Source organism: Pseudomonas sp. B22(2017) (genome assembly GCF_002113105.1).
GTDB classification, from domain to species: domain Bacteria; phylum Pseudomonadota; class Gammaproteobacteria; order Pseudomonadales; family Pseudomonadaceae; genus Aquipseudomonas; species Aquipseudomonas asiatica.
The window spans coordinates 1-24,853 of record NZ_NEJN01000019.1; the positions used below are offsets into that span (position 1 = coordinate 1).

The following is a 24,853-nucleotide window of genomic DNA, read 5'->3' on the forward strand; positions in this document are numbered from 1 at the left end:
CCTCCCGCCCGCCCGCAACCCGGCCAAAGCAAGGGCCAGGGCCACCTGCGCATCATCGCCGGCGAATGGCGCAGCCGCCGCCTGTCGGTGCCGGATGGAGAAGGCCTGCGGCCAACGCCCGACCGCGTGCGCGAAACCCTGTTCAACTGGCTGGCACCCTATATCGAGGGAGCCCGCGTGCTGGACGCCTTCACCGGCAGCGGCGCCCTGGTGCTCGAAGCCCTGTCCCGCGGGGCCGAGGACGCGGTCGCGCTGGACAGCAACCCGGCGGCCATCGCCAACCTGAAGAACAACCTCGAGATACTGCGCTGCCCGCGCGGGCAGATCCTGCAGACCGACGCCCTGCGTTATCTGCAAGGCCCAGCCAAGCAGCAGTTCGATGTGGTGTTCCTTGACCCACCGTTCCACCAGGACCTGCTGGCCGACACCTGCAACCTGCTGGAACAGAACCAGTGGTTGCGCGAACAGGCGTGGGTCTACACCGAAAGCGAGGCCGCACCGTCGACCTTGCAACTGCCAGGTAACTGGCGCCTGCATCGAGAGAAAAAGACCGGCCAGGTACATTACGCGCTCTGGCAGCGGGGCTAATTATTTAAAGCAGGTACAGCACCCTTGTCGCTGAAGCTGTTCGGGTTCACATCAACCAGAGCACTTCAGCGATGACCTCACCACCTACTTCGCCACCCGACCTGGGCCAGGTCTCTGCAGGGCTTGCCGCCTTGTCCTGCACCACTACCTCGCCATTGCAGCACTTCACGCTGGAAAACGGCCTGACCGTTTACTTGCGAGAAAATCACAAGACATCTCTGGCCGCAGTCCAGCTCTGGTACCACATAGGCTCAAGCCATGAGCCTGCCGGCCACACGAACCTGTCTCACGTGCTGGAGCACCTGATCTTCGCAGGCAGCAGCAAACTGCCCACCGACCAATACAGCCGGGTGATTGCACGCATAGGCGGCAGTGCCAATGCCACCACCCACCTGGATGCCACTTCTTATGAGGTCTCGCTACCAGCCAGCCGCCTGCCCATAGCGCTGGAAATCATGGCCGATGCCATGAGCACCGCTACCTTCGGCCAAGCGGAGATGGAAAGGGAGATAAAGGCGGTGGAGGACGAGCGCCGGCTCAAGCTGGACGTCCAGCCCGACCAACAGGCATACGATCAGCATAACGCTCTGGCCCATGGCACCAGCCCTTATGCAGGCCCGAGCTTCGGTTATCGGGCAGACCTGGACAGCATCGACCTGGCGGCGCTGCGAACCTGGTACAGGTCCTGGTATCAGCCCAACAACGCAACGCTTGTGGTAGTCGGCAGCGTTGACCTGCCAACGCTCCGGCAGCATGTGGAGCGTTACTTCGCAGGCGTGCCGAAAGCGCCTGTCGCCGACCGGCCTGTTCCACGCCATGACACTCAACTGCAGGCCCGCAGCCACACCGTAAGCCTGCCAGGGTTACGCGAGGGGCTGTTCATGTCATTCAACGTTCCAGGCCGAGCAACAGCCCCCGACGCCAAGACATCGCTTGCCCTGACCCTGCTTTGCGACTTGCTTGGCGTAGGTTTCAGCTCCCGGCTGTACAGCAATCTGGTACGGGACAGGCGCCTGCTTACAGGCGTGCGAGTGTCCTACGAGCCCTTGGTGCGTGGCGACACGCTGTTGACAATTTCTGCCTACGTGAACACCACCCACGCCACACCGGAAGACGCCGCCCAAGCCGTTTACGAGCATGTGCAGGCGCTGCGCAGCGTTGCCTTGCCGGAAGCAGAGCTGCAGCGCGCCAAGTTGCGCATGCTCGCCCGGAGACTGTTCGACCTTGACGCGCTCACCTCCCAGGCAGACGAGCTGGGCGCCGCTGCCGCCGCCGGTTTGCCAGTCTCGGTGATCGACGAGGACTGCCCTCTCATCCGGGACCTCGACAGTGCGACAGTGCAACAGGTGGCGATTGCCTATCTGGGGCGCGAACGGCTGACCACAACCTACCTTCGGCCCGGAGTGCAAGCATGAGCCCAGACAACTTGACGACCACCCGACCAACACTGTGCGACGGCCCAACTACCGACACCGCCTTGGAGGCCATGGCCAACCTGGAATCGGCCAAGGAAATCGAGCTTGGCCAGGTACCGCCCCTGCAAGCCGCCGCCGAGTGTTGGCAAACCGCCGGCGGCGCAAAGGTCAGCTTCATCGCAGACCATGACCGCCCGATGTTCGACCTGGCCTTGCGCTTTCGTGCCGGCAACGTGCTTGACGGTGCCAACCCAGGCCTGGCTGCAGTTACCCTGTACAGCCTCGACCAAGGGACCGGGGAGCTCGATGCAGCACAGTTTGCCGAGCAGCTGGCCGGGTACGGGGCCATCCTCAGCAGAAGGATCACCGATGACAGTGCCGTCATCACACTCCGCTGCCTGAGCTTGCCCGCGATACGCGCCAGCGTGATGCAGCTGTTCACCCAGATGCTGGCATATCCTGCTTTCAGGGAGCCTGACGTGGCGAAAATCCGGGAGCGGCTGGCTTTCAACCGGGTCCGACAGGGCAGCCACCCCCTGATACGGCTTACCAACACCACGATGGCTCATGTTTTCCGTGATCATCCGTACGCTGCCAGCGCCACCACGACAGCCAGTGGTACCGTCAATGTCGAGCAGATCAGGGACTTCCACCAGAAGGCTTACTCGGCGAACAATCTGGATATTGCCTTGGTGGGGGACCTGAGCCGAGAAGATGCGGAGCAACTGATCGACGCACTCACCCGTGCCCTGCCGCAGGCGTGGGCGGCCGCCGCACCGCCGCCACTCCCCGAACACCCGCCACTCGTGCAGCACCTGACCGCCACCGGCAGCGCCACCCGGGCACTGTTGACGTTGTCCTCGAAAGCTTCGCCAAGCAGCCCGCTATTTCCGGCCTTGACACTGCTCAACGTGATACTTGGCACCAGCTATGAATCACGCCTGACGCAAGAGTTGCGAACCCTGCGCAGCCTGACCTACGCCATCTACTCCGACCTCAACCCGCTGGATGCGGCATGCCTGCTGCAAATTCATTGGGACATCGCCCCGCAGTACCGCGATGCGGCAGCGGCCCTGGTGTCGGGGATTGTCGCGTGCCTGCGCGAACGAGGCCCTAGCCAGGCAGAATGCGACATCGCTGTGAACGAAATTGCGGCCAAGCTGCATCACGACCTTGCAGACAGCGCCAAACTGGCCAAAGCACTTGCGACTTACAGCCACCAAGGGCTGCCAGGCGATCACCTTGCCACTTTTCTTGACAGGCTGCAGTCACTCACGCCAGCGAACCTGCGTGAAGCCGGGCAGGTGTGGTTGGGCAACGCGACGCAAGTGCTGGTGACCTTAGGCCCCGAGTCAGTGCAACTGCCACTGCCGGAAACAATGAAGGACGACCAATAGCGCAGGTACATCGGGGTTTTTCCATGGCATTCTAGGCACGCACAACATGAGTCGCCCACATGCCCAGCCCCAGCGCAACGTTCCGTCCAGCCCTCGGCCTTGCCAACCCCCACTTGCAAACCTTGTGGGGGCCATTGTGGCGAAAACTGCCAGAGCTGCAGCGCAACCGCGAGCGGCTATGGCTGGCCGATGGCGACTTCATCGACCTGGACTGGCACGGCCCGCACCAGCCCCACGCGCCGTTGGTGCTGGTGCTGCACGGCTTGACCGGCTCCTCCCACTCGCCCTACGTCAAAGGTTTGCAGCAAGCGCTGCACGGCCGCGGCTGGGCCAGCGTGGCGGTGAACTGGCGCGGTTGCTCGGGCGAGCCCAACCTGCTGCCACGCAGCTACCATTCCGGTGCCAGCGAAGACCTGGCCGAAATCGTCAGCCACCTGCGCGCCCAGCGCCCGTTGGCGCCGTTGTATGCGGTGGGTTATTCGCTGGGGGGCAATGTGCTGCTGAAATACCTTGGCGAAAGCGGTGTCGCCAGCCAGTTGCAGGCTGCGGTGGCAGTGTCGGTGCCGTTTCGCCTGGACCACTGCGCCGACCGCATCGGCCAGGGCTTTTCAAAGGTGTACCAGGCGCATTTCATGCGCGAGATGCTGGCTTATGTTCAGCTCAAGCAGCGGCACTTCCACGACAAGGGCCAGCATGAACGGCTGGCGACGCTGCAACGGCTGGGGCCGCTGGTCAACCTGCGCACGTTCTGGGAATTCGACGGCAAGGTCACCGCACCGCTGAACGGTTTTCGCGATGCGCACGACTACTACCGCCGCTCATCGAGCCATTTCTTCCTCGGCCAGAACCGCACGCCGACGCTGATCATCCATTCCAGCGATGACCCTTTCGTCTCCGGCCACAGCCTGCCAACAGCCCGCGAACTGGCGCCGCAGACCCGCTTCGAACTGCACAGCCGCGGCGGCCATGTGGGCTTTGTCGATGGCAGCCTGCGTAACCCGGGGTATTACCTGGAGCGGCGGATTCCACAGTGGTTGGTGGAAGGCCAATAGGAGCTGCAGATTTCATTGGCAGTACCGACCTTATCGCCGGCAAGCCAGCTCCCACAGGTGTGGCACAGGCCCGATGGGTAGTGATGTACCTGTGGGAGCTGGCTTGCCGGCGATGAGGTCGGTACTGCTTAATCGCCAGTGGCTACGCCATGCTGCGGATCGTTGATCCACTCGCTCCACGACCCGGCATACAGCTTGCCCAGTGGATATCCCGCCAACGCCAAGGCGAAAAGGTTATGACACGCCGTCACCCCCGACCCGCAATACGCCACCAACTGCTCCGGTGCACGCCCGGCGAGCTTTTCAGCAAAGCGCTGTTTTAGCTGGTCCGAAGGCAGAAAACGCCCATCAGCCCCAAGGTTGTCGGTAAACGCCGCGCACTGCGCCCCCGGAATATGCCCCGCAACCGGGTCGATCGGTTCCACTTCGCCACGGAAGCGCGGCAAGGCACGCGCATCGATCAAGGTCAGGTCTGGGTTACCCAGACGCTTGGCCAGGTGCTCGGCATCGATCAGCAGCTTGCCGTCCGGCTCACCGTTGAAGGTGCCTTCCCGCTTGAGCGGCGGGTCCAGGCTGAGCGGCAGGTGCGCCGCATGCCAGGCCTTCAGGCCACCGTCGAGGATCGCTACACCGCTGCGCTTGCCCAGCCAGGCCAGCAGCCACCAGGCACGGGCGGCAAAAGCGCCTGGGCCGTCGTCGTACAGCACCACCTCGCTGTCATCGTCCAGCCCCCACTCACGCAAGCGCTCGACCAACCGGCGCGCATCCGGCAATGGGTGGCGCCCGGTGCGTCCCTTACTCACAGGCCCGCTGAGGTCACGCTCCAGGTCGGCAAAATGCGCTCCGGCAATATGCCCTTGGGCATAGCTGCGTTGGCCATAGTCCACATCCTCGAGGGCAAAGCGGCAGTCGAGGATCACCAACTTGGGCGAGCCCAGACGCTCGGCCAACTGCTGCGGGGTGATCAATTGCGCAAGGGGCATGACAATCTCCTGATCGATGGCACTATCGATAACACTTTGGCCCTGGGTTAGTGCTCCAGGGCCTGGTTGAACGGTACATGGAATTCCTGGCAAAGGGCGTCCACCGCATTGCGGGCGTTGTCGGTGACGAAGCCGAGCTCCAGCACCAGTACCTGGTAGACGCCGCGCTTGAAGGCTTCTTCACCCAGGTGCGCGGAATGTTCCCGCGTGGTGCTGAGAAAACGTACCCAGGACGTCAATACGATCCAGGCATTGATGGTCAGCGATTCGATCTGGGCTGGTGTCATGGCCAGGATGCCCGCCTCGACGAAACCGCGGTAGATCGCCTGGCCCTGACGCAGGCAGCGTTCGGAAAAGCGCCGATAACGTGCGGCCAGCTCCGGGTCGCTGTCCAGCAGATGCTCCAGGTCACGATGCAGAAAACGGTAGTTCCACATCGCCGCCAGCAGCGCCTTCAGGTAGAAGCGCTTGTCCTCCACGGTCGCCGAACGGCCTTGCGGCGGGCGCAGGAAGCTGTCCACCAGTTCTTCGTACTGACTGAACAGCAAAGCGATGATCGCCTGCTTGTTGGGGAAGTGGTAATACAGGTTGCCGGGCGAAATTTCCATGTGCGCGGCAATGTGGTTGGTACTGACGCTGCGTTCGCCCTGCTGGTTGAACAGCTCCAGGCTGTTCTGCACGATGCGCTCTCGGGTCTTCATGCGCGGGGCCATGCTCAGCTCCCAGTCTGCGGGCCTTCAACAAAGGGGCATCTTACGGCGTATTGGCGGTGGAGTGCACCGCTCGATAAAGCGGAAAAATTCGCACCATGGTACAGATTAGAGTATAGGCTCTAGTGATTTCCTGCTCGGACTCGGAGCCGCCATGACCTCGCCCAGTGCCTTGCCCCCTGTGCAATTCGACCTCGACCTTGCGGCGACGTTCGCCACCCAACGCCAGGCCTTTGCCGGCAACCCACTGCCACCAGCTGCGCAGCGGCGTCAATGGCTGAAAAGCCTGCGGGAAGCCCTGCTGGCCAGCCAGGCCGAACTGATCGAGGCAATCGGCCAGGACTTTGAAGGGCGCAGCGCCGACGAAACCCTGCTGGCCGAGCTGCTGCCCTCGGTGCAAGGCCTGCGCCACGCCGAAAAACACCTGCGGCGCTGGATGCGCGCCAGCCGGCGCAGGGTCGGCCTGGCCTTCCAGCCGGCCAGCGCGCATGTGCGGTACCAACCCCTGGGCGTGGTTGGCATCATCGTGCCGTGGAATTACCCGCTGCTCCTTGCCATCGGCCCCCTGACCTGCGCTCTGGCTGCCGGTAATCGGGTCATGCTCAAGCTCAGCGAGGCCACGCCTGCCACTGGCCTGGCGCTGAAACAACTACTTGAGCAAGTGTTCCCCACCGATCTGGTCAGCGTGGTGCTCGGCGAGATCGAGATAGGCCAGGCCTTTGCCCGCCTGCCGTTCGATCACCTGTTGTTCACCGGCGCCACCAGCGTGGGGCGCAAGGTAATGCTGGCTGCGGCGCACAACCTGACCCCCGTCACCCTGGAGCTGGGTGGCAAGTCGCCAGCCATAGTCTCGGCCGACGTACCGCTGGACAGCGCCGCCGAACGCATTGCCTTCGGCAAGACCCTAAACGCCGGCCAGACCTGCGTCGCCCCCGACTACGTGCTGGTGCCACGCGAGCGCCTGGAGGCCTTCAGCGACGCCTACCAGCGTGCAGTACGCCGGCTATACCCGCGCATCGCCGACAACCCTGACTACACCGCAATCATCAACTCGCGCCAACTGCAGCGCTTGCAGCATTTACTGGACGATGCTCACGCCAAAGGAGCGCAGGTACTTGACCTGTACCCGGGTGAAACCCGCCAGGGCCGGCGCCTGCCACCACACCTGCTGCTGGGCGTGAACGATGACATGCAGGTGATGCAGGACGAAATCTTCGGCCCGCTGCTACCGCTGGTTCCCTACGACAACCTCGAGCAGGCACTGGCCTACATCAACCAGCGCCCGCGCCCGCTGGCGCTGTACTACTTCGGCTATGACCGCGCCACACAGGAGCAGGTGCTGCGCCACACCCACTCCGGCGGAGTGTGCCTGAACGACACCCTGCTGCACGTGGCTCAGGACGACTTGCCGTTCGGCGGCATCGGGCCTTCAGGCATGGGCCATTACCATGGCCATGACGGCTTCCTGACCTTCAGCAAGGCCAAGGCGGTGCTGACCAAGCAACGCTTCAACGCTGCCCGGCTGGTCTACCCGCCTTATGGCAAAGCCTTGCAGCGCCTGGTCTTCAAGCTTTTTATCCGCTGAGGGCCGGCAGATGCACCGCCGCGAACTGTTGCGCTTCAGCCTTGGCGCCAGCGTCTTTTTGGCCGGTACCAGCCTGGTCGGCTGCAGCGCACAGACAGCCGCAACGGGTTACCGGGTACTGCGGGACGACGATCTGCCGATGTTGCGCGCGCTGATCCCGGTAGTACTGGCCGGCACGCAGGCTGCCGATACTCTGGTGCTGCACAGTCTCGACCACAAGCTGGCGGCGCTGTCGCCGGAAATGCTCAAGCTCACCCGGCAGTTGTTCGACGTGCTAAACCTGCCGCTCACCCGCGGCCCCCTGACCGGCGTCTGGGGCGCCTGGGAACAAGCCAGCGCGGCACAGGTCACCGCCTTCCTGCAACGTTGGCAGGACAGCTCGCTGAACCTGCTGCGCATGGGCCACGCCTCGCTGTTGCAGTTGCTGCAGATGGCCTGGTACGAACGCCCCGAATCCTGGGCCGCCTGCGGCTACCCCGGGCCACCGAAAATCTGAAAACAACAAGAGCAGCACCAATGCCTGTACCCGACCCGTTTCGCCAAGGCCTGGAAAGCGGCTGGATCACCCACGACGCGTCGCGCCTGGAGCACGACCTCACGCTGGAAGCCGACGTTGCCGTGATCGGCAGCGGGGCCGGCGGCGCTACCAGCGCGCAAATGCTCAGCACTGCCGGCTTCAAGGTGCTGCTGATCGAAGAAGGCCCGCTGAAGACCAGCAGCGATTTCCACCTGCTGGAAAACGAAGCCTATGCCAGCCTGTACCAGGAAGGCCTGGGCCGCATGAGCAAGGACGGCGCCATCACCATCCTCCAGGGCCGCGCCGTGGGCGGCACCACGCTGGTCAACTGGACCTCCAGCTTTCGCACGCCGCCACAGACCCTGGCGCACTGGGCCGCAGCCCACAACGTGACCGGCCTGGGCGAGGAGCAAATGCGCCCCTGGTTCGAGCGCATCGAGCAGGAACTGGGCATCACCCCCTGGGCCCTGCCACCGAACGCCAACAACGACGTGCTGCGCCGTGGCTGCGAACAGCTGGGCTACCGCTGGGCGGTGATCCCGCGCAACGTGCGCGGCTGCTGGAACCTGGGCTACTGCGGCATGGGTTGCCCGGTGAATGCCAAGCAGTCGATGCTGGTAACGCGTATTCCCGCCACCCTCGAACAGGGCGGCGAGCTGCTGTACCTGGCGCGGGCCGAGCGCTTCGAACACAACGGCGAGCGCATCCAGGGCCTGTCATGCCAGGCCCTGGATAGCCACGGCATACATGCCACAGGCCGGCAGGTCCGCGTTCGCGCGCGTCACTACATCCTTGCCGGTGGCGGCATCAACAGCCCGGCCTTGCTGCTGCGTTCCGACGCGCCCGACCCGCATGGACGCCTGGGCAAACGCACCTTCCTGCACCTGGTCAACTTCAGCGCAGCACGCTTCAACGACCGTATCGACCCCTACTACGGCGCCCCACAGTCCATCTACAGCGACCACTTCCAATGGCAAGGCGGCAACGATGGCCCGATTGGCTACAAGCTGGAGGTGCCACCGCTGCACCCGGCCCTGGCCAGCACGCTGCTGGGCGGGCATGGCCACGAGAATGCCCAGCGCATGGCCGAGCTGCCACATACCCACGTGATGCTGGCGCTGCTGCGTGACGGCTTCCACCCGCAAAGCCAGGGCGGGACCGTGGAGCTGCGCGGCGATGGCTCACCGGTGCTCGATTACCCGGTCACCGATTACCTGCGCGACGGCCTGCGCCGCGCCTATCGCAGCATGGCGCAGATCCAGTTCGCCGCTGGTGCCACCCAGGTCACCCCCGTGCACAGCGACGCCAACGCCGCGTCCCGCCTGGAACACGCCTTGGCCATGATCGACAAGTTGCGCCTGGAGCCGTTCCGCACGCGCCTGGGCAGCGCTCACGTGATGGGTGGCTGCGCCCTTGGCGACGACCCGCGCCAGGCAGTATGCGACAGCCTGGGCCGCCATCACCAGCTGGAAAACCTGTCGGTTCACGATGGCTCACTGTTCCCCACCAGCATCGGCGCCAACCCGCAACTGTCGGTGTATGCCATCAGTGCCAGGCTCACCGTAGCACTGGTCGCCCGCCTGGCACACAGTGCATGACAAGGAACAGGCCCCCTGTCTATAGTGCCGTCAGCCGGCCGCATGACTTGGCCGGGGCGCCGTCGCTGCGCTACCATCCGACTCCCCAACGCACTCCAGCCAGGATGACGCGATGAACCGAGTGTTGTACCCGGGTACTTTCGACCCCATTACCAAAGGCCATGGCGACCTGGTCGAGCGTGCCTCGCGGCTGTTCGACCACGTGATCATCGCGGTGGCGGCCAGCCCGAAGAAAAACCCGCTGTTCCCGCTGGAACAGCGGGTGGAGCTCGCCCGTGAGGTCACCAAGCACCTGCCCAATGTCGAAGTCATCGGCTTCTCCTCCCTGCTGGCGCATTTCGCCAAGGAACAGGGCGCCAACGTCTTCCTGCGTGGCCTGCGTGCGGTGTCCGACTTCGAGTACGAGTTTCAGCTGGCGAACATGAACCGGCAACTGGCCCCCGACGTCGAGAGCCTGTTCCTCACGCCTTCGGAGCGTTATTCGTTCATTTCCTCGACCCTGGTCAGGGAAATTGCCGCCCTGGGCGGTGATATCAGCAAATTCGTCCACCCAGTGGTGGCCGAGGCGCTGACCGAACGCTTCAAGAAATGACCTTTAGCGGCTGATCATCGCGCCCGCGTGCACTGCGGGCGCGAATGCGGCACAATTGTGCCCACTGCGTTGAACATGCCCGGGCGCGGAGCCCCGGCCGGAGTCCCCATGTCCCTGATCATCACCGACGACTGCATCAACTGCGACGTCTGCGAACCCGAGTGCCCGAACGAGGCCATCTCCCAAGGCGAAGAGATCTACGTGATCGACCCTAACCTGTGCACCCAGTGCGTGGGCCATTACGACGAGCCACAATGCCAGCAGGTCTGCCCGGTCGATTGCATCCCGCTGGATGAAGCGCACCCGGAAACCGAAGAAGAGCTGATGGCCAAGTACCGCCGGATTACTGGCAAGGCCTGATCCCCTCAGCCCTACGCTGTACCTGTAGGAGCGGCCTTGTGTCGCGATGGGGTACGAAGCGCCCCCAAATTTCAGCTCCGCAGCAGAAATTGCCGGGGCCGCTTTGCGGCCCATCGCGACACAAGGCCGCTCCTACAAGTTTCCGCGTAACTTGCCTCAGCGCTGGCAACGCGGGCAATACACACTCGCCCTCTGCCCCAGCTTCACCTCGCGCAACTCCGTGCCACACACCTTGCACGGCTGCCCGCCCCGCCCGTACACGAACAATTCCTGCTGGAAGTACCCCGGCTGCCCGTCGCCACCGATGAAGTCGCGTAGCGTGGTGCCGCCCTGTTCGATCGCCGCCGCCAGCACACGCTTGATCTCGATCGCCAGCTTCAAGTAGCGGGCCCGGGAAATCCCGCCCGCTTCCCGACGGGGGTCGATGCCAGCGGCAAACAGCGCCTCGGTGGCGTAGATGTTGCCCACCCCCACCACAACCGCGTTGTCCATGATGAACGGCTTGACCGCCATCGACCGCCCACGGGACAGCTGGAACAGTCGCTCGCCGTCGAACAGGTCGGTCAGCGGTTCAGGCCCCAGGCGCAGCAGCAGTTCGTGATTGAGCGGGTCCAGGCTCCACAGCATCGCGCCAAAGCGGCGCGGGTCGGTGTAGCGCAGCATCAACCCCGACTCCAGCTCGATATCCACATGCTCATGCTTGGCCGCCGGCAAGCCCAGTTCGACCAGGCGCAGGTTGCCCGACATGCCCAGGTGACTGATCAGGGTGCCGACCTCTGCATTGATCAACAGATACTTGGCGCGCCGCTCGACACTGACGATGCGCTGCCCCGACAGTCGCACATCCAGGTCTTCCGGAATCGGCCAGCGCAGGCGCCGGTCGCGCACCACGACCCGGCTGACACGCTGGCCTTCCAGATGGGGCGCAATACCGCGTCGGGTGGTTTCTACTTCTGGCAATTCCGGCATGTGTCAGTGCCCGCCCATCTCGCGAATATTCTGCTTGAGGTTCTCGAAATCGTATTCCGACAAGCCGATGTAATCGAGCACCAGCGGGCCGACCACATTCCATTCGTGGTCCACGGCCTGGTTGCCCAGCACCCGGTACGATGCGCAGATGTGCTCGGCCATCTTCAGCACCGCCAGCAGGTTTTTCAGCTGGTTCTGGGTATTGCGCGAGCTCTCGTCGCGGAACACAGCCAAGGCGTTGTGGTGGTTGGCTATGGCCGCGCTGAGGTGCTCGGGCAGCCGCCAGGATTTGGCAGTGAAATAGCCGACCACAGAATGATTGGTGTTGAACACACGGTTTTCGGTGTCGACCACGCGGGTTTCCTCGTCGGCCTTGGCATAGGCGTCCTCCAGCACATCCATATAGTCGGGGAAGCGCTTGAGCATCAGCGGCACGCCACAGTCATGGAACAGGCCCAGGGTGTAGGCCTCGTCCGCCGCCTGGATGCCGGTGCGCTTGGCCAGGGTCAGACAGGTCATCGCCACGTCCTGGGCAGTGTCCCAGAAGCGGTTGAGGGTAACGATGGTCTCGTCGGTCATCTCACCCTTGATCGACTGAGCGTTGATCAGGTTGATGATCGAACGGCTGCCCAGCAGGTTCACCGCGCGCTGGATCGAACCGATCTTGTTGGAAAGACCGAAATGCGGGGAATTGACCAGCTTGAGCAAGGCGCCCGAGAGGCCCGGGTCCTGGGAAATCAGCTTCGCGATGGTTTCCAGGTCCGGGTCAGGCATGTACTGCTCGAACTGCAGGTCGACCATTATCTGCGGTTGCGGCGGGATGGTGATGCCTTGCAAGGCTTGCTGGATCTGTTCGGCGCTGAGTTCTTGGGACATACGTGCACACTCGTTTGGGACCGGCGATTCTAACCCTCCAGACCGGAAAGGGACCAACCACTGAATCGTTGCGCCGGAACTTTACTCTATCCATGCGGGCCTCTTTCTCATATTCATCAAGGAAAGGAGCAAGGCCCATGAGTGCAGAACTGAACGGCAAGCGAGTGGCTTTCCTGGTCACCGACGGCTTCGAGCAAGTGGAACTGACAGGCCCCCGCGAGGCCCTGGAACAGAGCGGCGCGGTGGTGGACATCCTCAGCAACAAAGAGGGAACGGTACGCGGCTGGAACCACGACCAGCCGGCTGACGCATTCGCCGTGGACGCAACCTTCGAAAGCGCCCACCTGGACCTCTACGATGCCCTGGTGCTGCCCGGTGGCGTGCAAAACTCTGACACGATTCGGTTGATTCCCGCTGCGCAGAAACTGGTGAAAAGCCACGATTCGGCTGGCAAGCCGCTGGCGGTGATTTGTCATGGTGGCTGGTTGCTGGTGTCCTGCGGGTTGGCCAAGGGCAGGCGGCTGACCAGCTACAAGACCCTGCAGGACGACATCCGCAATGCCGGCGGAGACTGGGTGGATGAAGAAGTGGTGGTCGATGGCAACCTGATCACCAGCCGCCAGCCCGATGACATTCCGGCGTTCAACCGGCAGCTGATCAAGGCATTGGCAGCCTGACGTCATCTCATGGCCGACGCGAGGCTGCTCCTGCAAGGGACGAGTGCCCAGGCAACAGGCTATAATCCCGCTCTTTTTCCCGGAGCGACGTCATGTCCCTGCCCAGCCTACGCCTCAAAGCCAATGCCGACCGCCGCCTGCGTGCCGGCCACCTGTGGGTCTACAGCAACGAAGTCGACGTCAGTGCGACCCCGCTGCAAGGCTTCCAGGCCGGCCAGCAGGCTGTTCTCGAGGCGGCCAACGGCAAGCCGCTGGGTATCGTCGCACTGAGCCCGAACAACCTGATCTGCGCCCGCCTGCTGTCGCGCGACGCCAAGTTGCCGCTGGACAAGTCGCTGCTGGTGCACCGCCTGAACGTCGCCCTGTCGCTGCGCCAGCGCCTGTTCGACCAACCGTGCTACCGCCTGGTCTATGGCGATTCCGACCTGTTGCCAGGCCTGGTGGTCGACCGCTTCTTCGACATCCTCGTGGTGCAATTGGCCTCCGCCACCATGGAAGCGCACAAGGACGACGTGATTGCAGCCCTGGTACAGGTGCTCAAGCCAAGCGGCATCCTGTTCAAGAACGACTCCTCCGCGCGTGACGCCGAAGGCCTGCAGCGCTATGTCGAGACCGTCTATGGCGAGGTGCCGGACTGGGTGCCGCTGGAAGAAAACGGCGTCAAATTCGAAGCCCCGGTACGCGAAGGCCAGAAGACCGGCTGGTTCTACGACCACCGCATGAACCGTGCACGCCTGGCGCCGTACGTGAAAGGCAAGCGCGTGCTCGACCTGTTCAGCTACATCGGTGGCTGGGGCGTGCAAGCCGGTGCCTTCGGCGCCAGCGAAGTGTTCTGCGTCGACGCCTCGGGCTTCGCCCTGGACGGCGTGGAGCGTAACGCCGCGCTGAACGGCATCAGCGAGAAACTGACCTGCATCGAAGGCGATGTGTTCGAGGCCCTGCGCGAACTGAAGGCCGCCGAAGAGCGCTTCGACGTGATCATTGCCGACCCACCCGCCTTCATCAAGCGCAAGAAAGACCTGAAGAACGGCGAAGCGGCCTACCGCCGCCTGAACGAACAGGCCATGCGCATGCTGACCAAGGACGGCATCCTGGTCAGTGCCTCGTGCTCGATGCACCTGCCCGAGGACGACCTGCACAACATCCTGCTGACCAGCGCCCGTCACCTGGACCGCAACCTGCAGTTGCTCGAACGCGGCGGCCAAGGCCCCGACCACCCGGTGCACCCGGCCATTGCCGAAACCCGCTACATCAAGAGCATCACCTGCCGGTTGCTGCCAAACAGCTGATATCCGCTAAAAAGGGCCGCCTAGCGGCCCTTTCCTGCTGCAATCTCCCCGCCAGCTATCCACATCTGCATTCCCTCGCCGCGCCAGCGGTGTAGAATCGGCCTATTCATCGCCAGTCATCCCCGGCGGGTTTATGAGCTCTGCCCAAGCACGCGGCGATCCCGCGCGGTCTTCGGCCCCATCCGTGCCAGTGGCAACCGGCCTGCGGTACAAAGGACAAGAGAAGCTCACTCCCCTTTTTGTGACCTGATTAAGCCGCCAGGAGTGTTTCATGCCTGATTATCGTTCCAAGACTTCCACCCAAGGCCGCAACATGGCCGGCGCCCGTGCCCTGTGGCGCGCCACAGGGATGAAGGACGAAGATTTCAAGAAACCGATCATCGCCATCGCCAACTCGTTCACCCAGTTCGTCCCGGGCCACGTGCACCTGAAGGACCTGGGCCAGCTGGTCGCACGCGAAATCGAACGCGCCGGTGGCGTGGCCAAGGAATTCAACACCATCGCGGTCGATGACGGCATCGCCATGGGCCACGACGGCATGCTCTACTCGCTGCCAAGCCGCGAGATCATCGCCGACGCCGTGGAGTACATGGTCAACGCCCATTGCGCCGACGCCATCGTGTGCATCTCCAACTGCGACAAGATCACCCCCGGCATGCTGATGGCCGCCCTGCGCCTGAACATCCCCGTAATCTTCGTCTCCGGCGGCCCGATGGAAGCTGGCAAGACCAAGCTGGCCAGCCACGGCCTGGACCTGGTCGACGCCATGGTCATTGCCGCCGACTCCTCGGCTTCCGACGAAAAAGTCGCCGAATACGAGCGCAGCGCCTGCCCTACCTGCGGTTCGTGCTCCGGCATGTTCACCGCCAACTCGATGAACTGCCTGACCGAAGCCCTGGGCCTGGCCCTGCCGGGCAACGGTTCGACCCTGGCCACCCACGCCGACCGCGAGCAGTTGTTCCTCACTGCCGGCCGCACCATCGTCGAGCTGTGCAAGCGCTACTACGGCGAAAACGATGAGTCGGTACTGCCGCGCAACATCGCCAATTTCAAGGCGTTCGAGAACGCCATGATGCTCGACATCGCCATGGGCGGTTCGACCAACACCATCCTGCACCTGCTGGCTGCCGCCCAGGAAGCCGAGGTGGCGTTCGACCTGCGCGACATCGACCGCCTGTCGCGCAAGGTGCCGCAGCTGTGCAAGGTTGCGCCGAACATTCAGAAATATCACATGGAAGACGTGCACCGTGCCGGCGGCATCTTCAGCATCCTCGGCTCGCTGGCCCGTGGCGGCCTGCTGCACACCGACCTGCCGACCGTGCACAGCCGCAGCATGGAAGAAGCCATCGCCAAGTGGGACATCACCCAGACCGATGACGAAGCCGTGCACACCTTCTTCAAGGCTGGCCCTGCTGGCATTCCGACCCAGACGGCATTCAGCCAGTCGACCCGCTGGCCGAGCCTGGACCTGGATCGTGCCGAAGGCTGCATTCGCAGTGTCGAGCACGCCTATTCGCAGGAAGGCGGCCTGGCCGTGCTGTACGGCAACATCGCGCTGGATGGCTGCGTGGTGAAAACCGCCGGTGTCGACGAGTCGATCCTGGTGTTCGAAGGCACCGCGAAGATCTTCGAGAGCCAGGACAGCGCCGTACGCGGCATCCTCGCCGACGAAGTGAAGGCCGGCGACATCGTGATCATCCGCTACGAAGGCCCGAAAGGTGGCCCGGGCATGCAGGAAATGCTGTACCCGACCTCGTACCTGAAGTCCAAGGGCCTGGGCAAGGCTTGCGCCCTGCTCACCGACGGCCGCTTCTCGGGCGGCACCTCGGGCCTGTCGATCGGCCACGCCTCGCCGGAAGCTGCCGCTGGCGGTGCTATCGGCCTGGTGCGCGACGGCGACAAGGTGCTGATCGACATCCCGAATCGTTCGATCAACCTGCAGGTCAGCGATGAAGAGCTGGCTGAGCGCCGTGTCGAACAGGACAAGAAAGGCTGGAAACCGGCTGAAGTACGCCCACGCAAGGTGACCACCGCGCTGAAGGCCTACGCCCTGCTGGCGACCAGTGCCGACAAGGGCGCTGTGCGTAACAAGGCGATGCTGGAAGGGCTGTGAGGCTCTGACGGTGTGAATGAAGAACCGGCGCCCTGGGCGCCGGTTTTTTATGCCTGTAAGGGCCCTTTCGCGGGTAAACCCGCTCCCACAGGTACAGCGCCTGGCTCAAAGGCTGCGGAGTCCTGGTGGGAGCGGGTTTACCCGCGAGGAGGCCAGCACAGGCACCACATGGCTTACTGAATCTGCTCCGGCGTCACGATCACCCAGTTCTTGTCCGCCGTCACCGGCAGCCCTTCCTTGGCCTGCGCCGCTGCATTCCTGGCAATCATCCCGTTCAACTGGTCCATGTACTTGGCCTTGCGGTTTATCCACAAGTGGATGCCACCTTTGCCCACATCCACACCATGAAACTGCATGTAGCCATCACTGGTCGGCGTATCGCCCCCCACCAGCACCGGTTTCTTCCACTCATCGATATAGGTCAGGATCGCCGCCTGCTTGCCTGCCATCCAGGTGGCCGGGGTCCACAGGTATGGGGTCAGCTCCAGCCCCAGGTTGGCCTTGGCATCATAGTGCCCGACGCTGATCTGCTTGCGTGCGGTGGTCAACTGACCGCTGGCACGGTCCTTCAGCAACAGGCTCACGCCAATCACGTTCTGCGGCTTCACGTTGTAGCCGTACTTGGGGTCCGACGCGACCATGCGCACCAGCTCCTCGGAAGCAGCGGAAACCACATAGACCTCGATACCGTTCTCCATCAGCTTGTTGTACAGCTCGGCCTGGCCCTTGAAGACCTTGGGTGGTTGTACCTCGATGGCCTTGACCTGGTCCCCTTCGTAATAGGTGGCCGGGATCGGTTTGCCGGAGGCCATCAGCTCATCCACCTGCACCTTCAGCTCCTGCAGGGTAAAGCCGGAGAACACCTGGGCCACCCACGGGTAGCAGACCATGTCGTCCACTTCGCACAGCCGGTAGTAGTAGCTGAACAGGCTTTCCTTATGCTCGGCGGTGTCCTTGAACGGCATCAGCTTCAACGAGGGGTCGAGCTTGTCGCGGCTCAGCAGGCCCTTGTTTTCCATGAACGGCAGCAAGGCCTCTTCAAGGTCGTAGCGGTAGCTGGTGTTGTCCATGTCGAAGACAGCGTAGTTACCCTTGTTGGCATTGGCGGCAATCATGCCGTCGAGCTGCCTGGCTGCCTCGGCGGGCCAGTGCTTGAGCTCGGTGGCGAAGGTTTCGATACTGAACAGCAGGGACAGGCCGATGGCGACGGCTTTCGGAGCAAACTTCATGTACGAATCTCCTGAAATGACTCAGAAACGCTAGTGCAACAACCTGCGCTGGCAGCCCTCGATAACGACCTCCATGCAGCTGCAAACGCCGCGTTCATTGCAATCCGCGACACATCGTTATTCCATAAACGACTATACAAATTCTATTTGGGTATAAATTCGTTTGTTTTCAGGCTGTTAGCATTTCCGTTCGCAATCGCTCACAGGGGCGATGCCTCTTCTGCTTTTTTCTGCTGGAGCTTCAATGAACCTGCCGCTGTCCCTTAACCTGCTGGCGTTCCTGGCCCTGTTGCTGGGCCTGGCACAAACCCGCCGCACCGACTGGAGCCTGGCCAAGAAGGTATTGCTGGGCCTGGTGCTGGGCGTGGTGTTCGGCCTGATCCTGCATACCGTCTATGGCGCTGGTCACCCTGTGCTCAAGGCCACCATCGCCTGGCTCGATCTGGTCGGCAACGGCTACGTCGGCTTGCTGCAGATGATCGTCATGCCGCTGATCTTCGCCTCGATCCTCAGTGCCGTGGCGCGCCTGCACAATGCCTCGTCGTTGGGCCGCATCAGTGTGCTGAGCATCGGCACCCTGCTGCTGACCACCGCCATCGCTGCGTTGATCGGCATCGTCCTGACCAACCTGTTCGGCCTCAGCGCCGAAGGCCTGGTGGCCGGCGCCCAGGAAAGCGCGCGCATGCAGGTTATCCACAGCGACTACGCCGGCAAGGTCGCCGACCTCAACATCCCGCAACTGCTGCTGTCGTTCATCCCCAGCAACCCGGTAGGTGACCTGGCACGGGCCAAGCCGACCTCGATCATCAGCGTGGTGATCTTTGCCGTGTTCCTGGGCCTGGCCGCGCTGCAGCTGATCAAGGACGATGCCGAGAAAGGCGAGCGCGCACTGTCGGCCATCGACACCCTGCAGGCCTGGGTGATGCGCCTGGTGCGGGTGGTGATGAAGCTGACCCCGTATGGCGTACTGGCGCTGATGACCAAGGTGGTGGCCAGCTCGAACATGGAAGACATCCTCAAGCTGGGCAGCTTCGTGGTGGTGTCGTACCTGGGCCTGGCGCTGATGTTCGTGGTGCACGGCATTATCCTCGCCGCCACCGGCGTGAGCCCGCTGCGCTTCTTCCGCAAGGTGTGGCCGGTACTGACCTTCGCCTTCACCAGCCGCTCCAGCGCCGCCAGCATTCCGCTGAACATCGAAGCGCAAACCCGCCGCCTGGGCGTACCGCAGTCGATTGCCAGCTTCAGCGCATCGTTCGGTACCACCATTGGCCAGAACGGCTGCGCCGGGCTCTATCCCGCGATGCTGGCGGTGATGGTGGCGCCGGCGGTGGGCATCGATACCTTCGACCCGCTGTGGATCGCCACCCTGGTGGCCATCGTCACCCTGAGTTCGGCAGGTGTTGCCGGCGTAGGTGGCGGTGCGACTTTCGCCGCACTGATCGTGCTGCCGGCCATGGGCTTGCCGGTGGAGCTGGTGGCGTTGCTGATTTCGGTGGAGCCGCTGATCGACATGGGCCGCACGGCGTTGAACGTGAACGGTTCGATGACCGCAGGGGTGGTGACCAGCCAACTGCTGAAAGAGACCGACAAGGATGTGCTGGCTGGCGATGAACATGCCGAGCTGAGTCATTCCTGACAGATTGCCGGGGGCGCGTTGCGCCCCTGTCGCGACACAAGGCCGCTCCTACAATCGCCCAGCGTACGCCGATCAATGTAGGAGCGGCCTTGTGTCGCGATAGGGCTGCAAGGCAGCCCCGGCAATCTCAAACCTTGTCCCAGACCTCGAAATGATACCCAGGCTTGCCTTCCTCAGCCTGCGCCTCGCTCGATACCCGCTTCCACTGCCCCCGATCGAACTCAGGGAACCACGCATCCCCTTCCGGCGACAACTCGACCCGCGTCAGGTACATGCGGCTGACCAGCCCTTTCTCCAGCGCTTGCCCATACAGCTGCGCCCCGCCAATCAGCATAAGCTCATCAACGCCCTGCTCACGCGCCCACTGCTCGGCCCGCACCAGCGCCTCTTCCAGCGAGCCAAACACCTCGGCCCCCGCCAGTTCCAGCCCTGCCTGCCGGCTGACGACGATATTCAACCGCCCGGGCAATGGCCTGCCCAGCGAGTCCCAGGTCTTGCGCCCCATGATGATCGGCTTGCCCAGGGTAGTGGCCTTGAAGTACTTGAAGTCCCCCGGCAGATGCCAGGGCATGGAGTTGTCGATGCCGATCACGCGGTTCTCGGCGTGAGCCGCGATCAGGCTGAGGGGGAGTGATGTATTCATGCCAGCGAGGATAGCACCGGGCGTGTGGGTTATGCTTCTGCCCTGACCTGTGCAATGGAAGACCTTGTGACTGCACCCACTTCACTGGACAAGCGCTGGCTCACCGAAGCGGTACGCCTGCGCGAGGAACATGCCGGCCCGCTGGAGGACCAGGAAGCCAACCGCTGCGCCCGCCAGGCAGGCGGTGACCTGGCGGCCCGCATCGAAACCCGTGCCCTGTTCCTGGCCGAACGCGACGGCATCACCACCGCCCTGCGCCACTGGAAACAGGGCGCACGCCTGGCGCTGCTGGCCTTGCTGGTACTGGCCGTGCTCAGCGGCGCAGGGTTGGCCCTGGCCGCCTTGAGCGACGGGCAGCGCCCGGTGAATGTGTTCTGGGCCCTCGGCAGCCTGCTCGGGCTGAACCTGCTGATGCTGCTGGGCTGGGCCATCGGCTTTGCCCTGAGCGGCGAGCATGGCGCGGGGCTGGGCCGTTTGTGGCTGTGGCTGAGCGAACGCTTTGCCCGTGACGCCAAGGCCGCGCACCTGGCACCGGCGCTGCTGGTGCTGCTGCAACGTCAACGCCTCAACCGCTGGCTGCTCGGCCTGCTGGTGCATGGCCTGTGGCTGCTGGCGATGATCACCGCGCTGGGCATGCTGCTGGCCTTGCTGGCGACCCGGCGCTATGGCTTTGTCTGGGAGACAACCCTGCTCGCCGCCGACCCGTTCATCCACCTGACCCAGGCCCTGGGCGCGCTGCCCTCGTTGCTGGGCTTCACGGTACCCGACGAGGCCATGATCCGCGCCAGCGGCGACAGCCAGCCGGCCCTGGACCTGGCGCGCCAGGCCTGGGCCAGCTGGCTGCTTGGCGTGGTGCTGGTGTACGGCCTGCTTCCGCGCCTGCTGTTGGCCGGGCTGTGCCTGTGGCGCTGGCGTCAAGGCCGCCAACGCCTGGCGCTGGACCTAAGCCTGCCCGGCTACGCGCAGCTGCGTGAAGCGCTGATGCCGCGCAGCGAACGCATCGGCGTCCAGGATGCCGCGCCCGAGGCCTTGCCGCAGTTTGCCGCTGGCCAGCTGGAAAGTGGCAGCAGCGGCGCCCTGCTGGTCGGCCTGGAGCTGGACGACCAGCACCCCTGGCCGCCCGCGCTGCCAAAAAGCGTAACCAGTGCCGGCGTGCTCGACAGCCGAGAATCGCGTAACCGCCTGCTCGAACAGCTCAGCCGTTTCCCGCCAGCACGCCTGGCCATCGCTTGCGACCCGCGCCGCTCTCCCGATCGTGGCAGCCTGGCGTTGCTCGCCGAACTGGCACGCAACGCCGGCGCCACCCGTATATGGCTACTGCAGGCCGCACCGGGCGAGGCCCTGGACGCCCAGCGACTGGGCGACTGGCACGAAGCCCTCGACCGCCTTGGTCTGGCGCATGCCGATACCTCGCCGCTGACCTGGCTGGAGCATGGCCATGACTGAGCCGCTGAAACTGGCCGTGGTCGGCCACACCAACGTCGGCAAGACCTCGCTGCTGCGCACCCTGACCCGTGACGTCGGCTTTGGCGAAGTTTCCCACCGCCCCAGCACCACCCGCCATGTGGAAGGTGCGCGGCTGTCGGTGGACGGCGAACCTTTGCTCGAGTTGTATGACACCCCGGGCCTGGAAGACGCCATTGCCCTGCTCGACTATCTCGAACGCCTGGAGCGCCCGGGCGAGCGGCTGGACGGCCCGGCCCGCCTCGAGCGCTTTCTGCAAGGCAGCGAGGCACGCCAGCGTTTCGAGCAGGAGGCCAAGGTGCTACGCCAGCTGCTGGCCAGCAATGCCGGCTTGTATGTGATCGACGCCCGCGAACCAGTGCTGGCCAAATACCGCGACGAACTGGAAGTGCTGGCCAGCTGCGGCAAACCGCTGCTACCGGTGCTCAATTTCGTCGCCAGCCATCAGCACCGCGAGCCGCAATGGCGTGAAGCCCTTGCCAGGCTTGGGCTTCACGCGTTGGTGCGGTTCGACAGCGTGGCCCCGCCAGAGGATGGCGAGCGCCGGTTGTACGAAAGCCTGGCCCTGCTGCTGGAAGACGCCCGCCCGGCCCTGCAGCGGCTGATCGACGACCAGCAGGCACAGCGCCTGGCACGCCGCCACAGCGGCAAGCGCCTGATTGCCGAGCTGCTGCTGGACTGCGCCGCCTGCCGGCGCAGCGTCGAGGCCGAGCCGGTTGCCGAAGCCCGGGCCATCGAGGCATTGCGGCAAGAGGTGCGCCAGCGCGAACAGCGCTGTGTCGAGGCACTGCTCAAGCTATATGCCTTCCGCCGCGAGGACGCCCATGCCAGCGACCTGCCGTTGCTGGATGGCCGTTGGGGCGATGACCTGTTCAATCCCGAAACCTTGAAGCTGCTGGGCGTGCGTTTGGGCAGTGGTGTGGCCGCCGGTGCTGCGGCGGGTGCCGGGGTGGACCTGCTGGTCGGCGGCCTGACACTGGGGGCTGCCGCCCTGGCCGGGGCGATTGCCGGCGGCGCGCTGCAGACGGCGCGCAACTATGGGTCGCGGTTGATGGGCAAGCTAAAGGGCAAGCGCGAGCTGACGGTGGACGACACGGTGTTGCGCCTGCTGGCCTTGCGTCAGCAGCAGTTGATGGTGGCGCTGGAAAACCGCGGGCATGCGGCGCAGGACAGCATTCGGCTGGGGGAACTGGATGAGAAGGCCTGGCGGGAGGGCAAGTTGCCGGAGGCGCTGAGCAAGGCGCGGGCGCATCCGCAGTGGTCCACCCTGAACCCTGGGGCGAAGCTGAACCAGGCTGAGCGGCAGGAACAGCTGGAGGCTCTGGTTTCACAGTTTTGATCAAGCAGGTCTGGCCTCTTCGCGGGTAAACCCGCTCCCACAGGTATCTCACATTCCTTGAGATGTGCACTATTCCTGTGGGAGCGGGTTCACCCGCGAAGAGGCCCGCACAGGCAGCCCACATCTCAAAGTAATGCCAAAGCCTTCCGCTTCAACCCATCCAGGTCAATCACCGTCACCCCGACCACCTTGGCCCGCTCATCCCACTCCCTCATCCGCAAGCTCACCTCGAACAGCGGATCCCGCTCGAACACATCCGCCTCGTCCTCGCTCATCACGCCCCCCTGATACTCCAAAGTCCGCCGGCTCGCTTCACTCAACCGCTGGTAATACCCAGGCTGGCGCAAAGTCAGGTAGCGCTTGGCCTCCACGTGATACTGCACCAGCCGCGCCATGCGTTCGCCGAAGCCACAGCGGCGTAAATACTCAGCGCCGATGCGCTCATGGCTGACCACGCCATAGCCGCCCATGCTCGCGTCACCGCCGCACAGGTGGCCGATGTCGTGGAAGAACGCCGCCAGCACCACTTCGTCGTCGAAGCCTTCGGCGATGGCCAGTTGCGCGGCCTGGGACATGTGTTCGAGCTGGGTGATCGCTTCGCCGATGTAGTCGTCACTGCCGTGGCGTTCGTACAGCGCGAAGGTGCTGTCGATGATCTGGGCTGGGGTTGGCATCACCGTCTTCTCCTGGCTTGATTGGGTGGTGGCTTCTTCGCAGCACAAGGCTGCTCCTACAGGTTGTCGCCGCCCCGTAGGAGCAGCCTTGTGCTGCGAAGAGGCCGGTGCAGGTTACTGCTGAGCCACCTTCTCCGACTTGCCGTCATAGCGCTTGCGCCACTCGGCCAGGATCTGGTCACGGTTCTTCGAGGCCCAGGCAAAGTCGTTCTTGATCAGGCGCTGTTCATAGTCAGCCGGCAGTTCGGTCTGCGGCTTGGCAATACCCGGGGCAGCCAGCACGGCGAAGTTCTCCTTGTACAGCTCCATGGCCGCCGGGCTTGCCGAGAAATCAGCCAGGCGCCTGGCCGCATCCGCTTTTGGCGAACCTTTGATCACCGCAGTCGCCTCGATCTCCCAACCCAGGCCTTCCTTCGGCAGCACGATGTCCAGCGGCGCGCCCTGGCGCTTGAGCTGCACGGCCGGGTACTCGAACGAGATACCGATCGGGAATTCACCCGCTGCGGCAAGCTTGCACGGCTTGGAACCGGAATGAACATACTGGCCGATGTTCTGGTGCAGTGCATCCATGTACGCCCAACCCTGTGGCTCGCCGAAGGTCTGCAGCCAGGCACTGACATCCAGGAAGCCGGTGCCGGACGAAGCCGGGTTCGGCATGACGATCTTGCCCTTGTACTCGGGCTTGGTCAGGTCCTGCCAGCTCACCGGCTTGCTCAGGCCCTGCTTCTCGGCCTCGATGGTATTGAAGCAGATGGTCGCGGCCCACACGTCCATACCGACCCAGGCTGGCGGGTTGGCAGCATCGCGGTAGTTGGCGGCAATCTTGCCCAGGTCCTTCGGTGCGTAGGCTTCGAGCATGCCGTTCTGGTCGAGGATAGCCAGGCTGGAAGCAGCCAGACCCCACACTGCGTCGGCTTGCGGGCGGTCTTTCTCGGCCAGCAGCTTGGCGGTGATGATGCCGGTAGAGTCGCGAACCCACTTGATCTCGATGTCCGGGTTGGCCTTCTCGAAGGCTTGCTTGTAGCTCTTCAGCTGTTCGGCTTCCAGGGCGGTGTAGACCGTCAGCTGGGTACCAGCGGCCGAAGCCTGCAGGCTGAACACGGCGGAAACGGCAGCGGCAAGTGCAAGGTGCTTGTACATAAGTAGG

At 63.8% G+C, this 24,853-nt stretch carries 23 protein-coding genes; 15 read left to right on the forward strand and 8 right to left on the reverse strand.

Features of this window, described 5'->3' with window-relative positions:
• The 4 genes from rsmD to CAG18_RS24990 form a co-directional block, all read left to right on the forward strand.
• Positions 1-588 (forward strand): 16S rRNA (guanine(966)-N(2))-methyltransferase RsmD (rsmD, locus tag CAG18_RS24975; RefSeq protein ID WP_256573448.1); only part of this gene is annotated, 588 nt, incomplete at its 5' end.
• 71 nt (positions 589-659) lie between these two features.
• Entirely contained in the window at positions 660-2,003 is a 1,344-nt protein-coding gene (locus tag CAG18_RS24980) for a pitrilysin family protein (protein ID WP_085721767.1), read from the forward strand.
• Complete coding sequence (locus CAG18_RS24985) at positions 2,000-3,400, forward strand: pitrilysin family protein (protein WP_085721768.1); 1,401 nt, start codon at positions 2,000-2,002, stop codon at positions 3,398-3,400. Before CAG18_RS24980 ends, CAG18_RS24985 begins: the two co-directional genes overlap by 4 nt.
• Before the next feature lie 59 nt (positions 3,401-3,459).
• The gene (locus CAG18_RS24990) at positions 3,460-4,452 is read left to right on the forward strand and encodes a hydrolase (protein ID WP_085721769.1); all 993 of its coding nucleotides are present in this window, start codon (positions 3,460-3,462) and stop codon (positions 4,450-4,452) included.
• Between the two features lie 128 nt (positions 4,453-4,580).
• On the opposite strand, the gene CAG18_RS24995 is transcribed toward CAG18_RS24990, so the two are convergent.
• Together CAG18_RS24995 and CAG18_RS25000 are read right to left on the reverse strand one after the other, a co-directional pair.
• Positions 4,581-5,435 (reverse strand): sulfurtransferase, encoded by an 855-nt coding sequence (locus CAG18_RS24995; protein ID WP_061304672.1) that lies wholly within the window; start codon positions 5,433-5,435, stop codon positions 4,581-4,583.
• A gap of 47 nt (positions 5,436-5,482) precedes the next feature.
• Positions 5,483-6,148: a TetR/AcrR family transcriptional regulator gene (locus tag CAG18_RS25000; protein ID WP_015272163.1), complete on the reverse strand. Its 666-nt coding sequence runs from the start codon at positions 6,146-6,148 to the stop codon at positions 5,483-5,485.
• A gap of 151 nt (positions 6,149-6,299) precedes the next feature.
• Between CAG18_RS25000 and CAG18_RS25005 the strand changes: the two genes are divergently transcribed.
• The 5 genes from CAG18_RS25005 to CAG18_RS25025 all read left to right on the forward strand — a co-directional run bounded on the left by CAG18_RS25005 (position 6,300) and on the right by CAG18_RS25025 (position 10,797).
• Positions 6,300-7,730: a coniferyl aldehyde dehydrogenase gene (locus CAG18_RS25005; RefSeq protein WP_054573397.1), complete on the forward strand. Its 1,431-nt coding sequence runs from the start codon at positions 6,300-6,302 to the stop codon at positions 7,728-7,730.
• 10 nt (positions 7,731-7,740) lie between these two features.
• Positions 7,741-8,226 (forward strand): twin-arginine translocation pathway signal protein, encoded by a 486-nt coding sequence (locus CAG18_RS25010; RefSeq protein WP_085721770.1) that lies wholly within the window; start codon positions 7,741-7,743, stop codon positions 8,224-8,226.
• Between the two features lie 20 nt (positions 8,227-8,246).
• Positions 8,247-9,845, forward strand: a complete 1,599-nt coding sequence (locus CAG18_RS25015; protein WP_085721771.1) for a GMC family oxidoreductase — start codon at positions 8,247-8,249, stop codon at positions 9,843-9,845.
• A 112-nt stretch (positions 9,846-9,957) separates the two neighbouring features.
• On the forward strand, positions 9,958-10,437 hold the full coding sequence (coaD, locus tag CAG18_RS25020) for a pantetheine-phosphate adenylyltransferase (RefSeq protein WP_014861498.1): 480 nt from the start codon (positions 9,958-9,960) through the stop codon (positions 10,435-10,437).
• A gap of 108 nt (positions 10,438-10,545) precedes the next feature.
• Positions 10,546-10,797, forward strand: a complete 252-nt coding sequence (locus tag CAG18_RS25025; RefSeq protein WP_013974644.1) for a YfhL family 4Fe-4S dicluster ferredoxin — start codon at positions 10,546-10,548, stop codon at positions 10,795-10,797.
• 156 nt (positions 10,798-10,953) lie between these two features.
• Here CAG18_RS25025 and mutM read toward each other — a convergent pair whose 3' ends face one another.
• Positions 10,954-11,766: a bifunctional DNA-formamidopyrimidine glycosylase/DNA-(apurinic or apyrimidinic site) lyase gene (mutM, locus tag CAG18_RS25030; RefSeq protein WP_010955661.1), complete on the reverse strand. Its 813-nt coding sequence runs from the start codon at positions 11,764-11,766 to the stop codon at positions 10,954-10,956.
• A gap of 3 nt (positions 11,767-11,769) precedes the next feature.
• The gene (locus tag CAG18_RS25035) at positions 11,770-12,588 is read right to left on the reverse strand and encodes an HDOD domain-containing protein (RefSeq protein WP_178075746.1); all 819 of its coding nucleotides are present in this window, start codon (positions 12,586-12,588) and stop codon (positions 11,770-11,772) included.
• A 191-nt stretch (positions 12,589-12,779) separates the two neighbouring features.
• Here CAG18_RS25035 and CAG18_RS25040 point away from each other — a divergent pair, with 191 nt between their 5' ends.
• From CAG18_RS25040 to ilvD, 3 genes are all read left to right on the forward strand, one after another.
• On the forward strand, positions 12,780-13,319 hold the full coding sequence (locus CAG18_RS25040; RefSeq protein ID WP_061304682.1) for a type 1 glutamine amidotransferase domain-containing protein: 540 nt from the start codon (positions 12,780-12,782) through the stop codon (positions 13,317-13,319).
• Between the two features lie 92 nt (positions 13,320-13,411).
• Complete coding sequence (locus tag CAG18_RS25045) at positions 13,412-14,608, forward strand: class I SAM-dependent rRNA methyltransferase (RefSeq protein ID WP_013974648.1); 1,197 nt, start codon at positions 13,412-13,414, stop codon at positions 14,606-14,608.
• Between the two features lie 271 nt (positions 14,609-14,879).
• A complete protein-coding gene (gene ilvD, locus CAG18_RS25050) occupies positions 14,880-16,721 on the forward strand; it encodes a dihydroxy-acid dehydratase (protein WP_015272169.1) in 1,842 nt (613 codons plus the stop codon).
• Positions 16,722-16,894: 173 nt separating this feature from the next.
• Here the strand turns inward: ilvD and CAG18_RS25055 are convergent, their stop codons facing one another.
• Complete coding sequence (locus CAG18_RS25055) at positions 16,895-17,950, reverse strand: phosphorylcholine phosphatase (RefSeq protein WP_054573400.1); 1,056 nt, start codon at positions 17,948-17,950, stop codon at positions 16,895-16,897.
• 244 nt (positions 17,951-18,194) lie between these two features.
• Between CAG18_RS25055 and CAG18_RS25060 the strand changes: the two genes are divergently transcribed.
• The gene (locus tag CAG18_RS25060) at positions 18,195-19,586 is read left to right on the forward strand and encodes an L-cystine transporter (protein ID WP_015272173.1); all 1,392 of its coding nucleotides are present in this window, start codon (positions 18,195-18,197) and stop codon (positions 19,584-19,586) included.
• A gap of 127 nt (positions 19,587-19,713) precedes the next feature.
• Here the strand turns inward: CAG18_RS25060 and CAG18_RS25065 are convergent, their stop codons facing one another.
• A complete protein-coding gene (locus CAG18_RS25065; RefSeq protein WP_039612552.1) occupies positions 19,714-20,229 on the reverse strand; it encodes a dihydrofolate reductase in 516 nt (171 codons plus the stop codon).
• Between the two features lie 54 nt (positions 20,230-20,283).
• On the opposite strand from CAG18_RS25065, the gene CAG18_RS25070 reads away from it, so the two are divergent.
• Together CAG18_RS25070 and CAG18_RS25075 are read left to right on the forward strand one after the other, a co-directional pair.
• The gene (locus CAG18_RS25070) at positions 20,284-21,675 is read left to right on the forward strand and encodes a DUF2868 domain-containing protein (protein WP_085721773.1); all 1,392 of its coding nucleotides are present in this window, start codon (positions 20,284-20,286) and stop codon (positions 21,673-21,675) included.
• On the forward strand, positions 21,668-23,032 hold the full coding sequence (locus tag CAG18_RS25075) for a GTPase/DUF3482 domain-containing protein (RefSeq protein WP_085721774.1): 1,365 nt from the start codon (positions 21,668-21,670) through the stop codon (positions 23,030-23,032). The genes CAG18_RS25070 and CAG18_RS25075 overlap by 8 nt, the downstream gene beginning before the upstream one ends.
• A gap of 125 nt (positions 23,033-23,157) precedes the next feature.
• On the opposite strand, the gene CAG18_RS25080 is transcribed toward CAG18_RS25075, so the two are convergent.
• Entirely contained in the window at positions 23,158-23,706 is a 549-nt protein-coding gene (locus CAG18_RS25080; protein WP_015272177.1) for a phosphonate degradation HD-domain oxygenase, read from the reverse strand.
• A gap of 114 nt (positions 23,707-23,820) precedes the next feature.
• On the reverse strand, positions 23,821-24,846 hold the full coding sequence (locus CAG18_RS25085; RefSeq protein ID WP_015272178.1) for a putative 2-aminoethylphosphonate ABC transporter substrate-binding protein: 1,026 nt from the start codon (positions 24,844-24,846) through the stop codon (positions 23,821-23,823).
• Between the last annotated feature and the right edge of the window lie 7 nt (positions 24,847-24,853).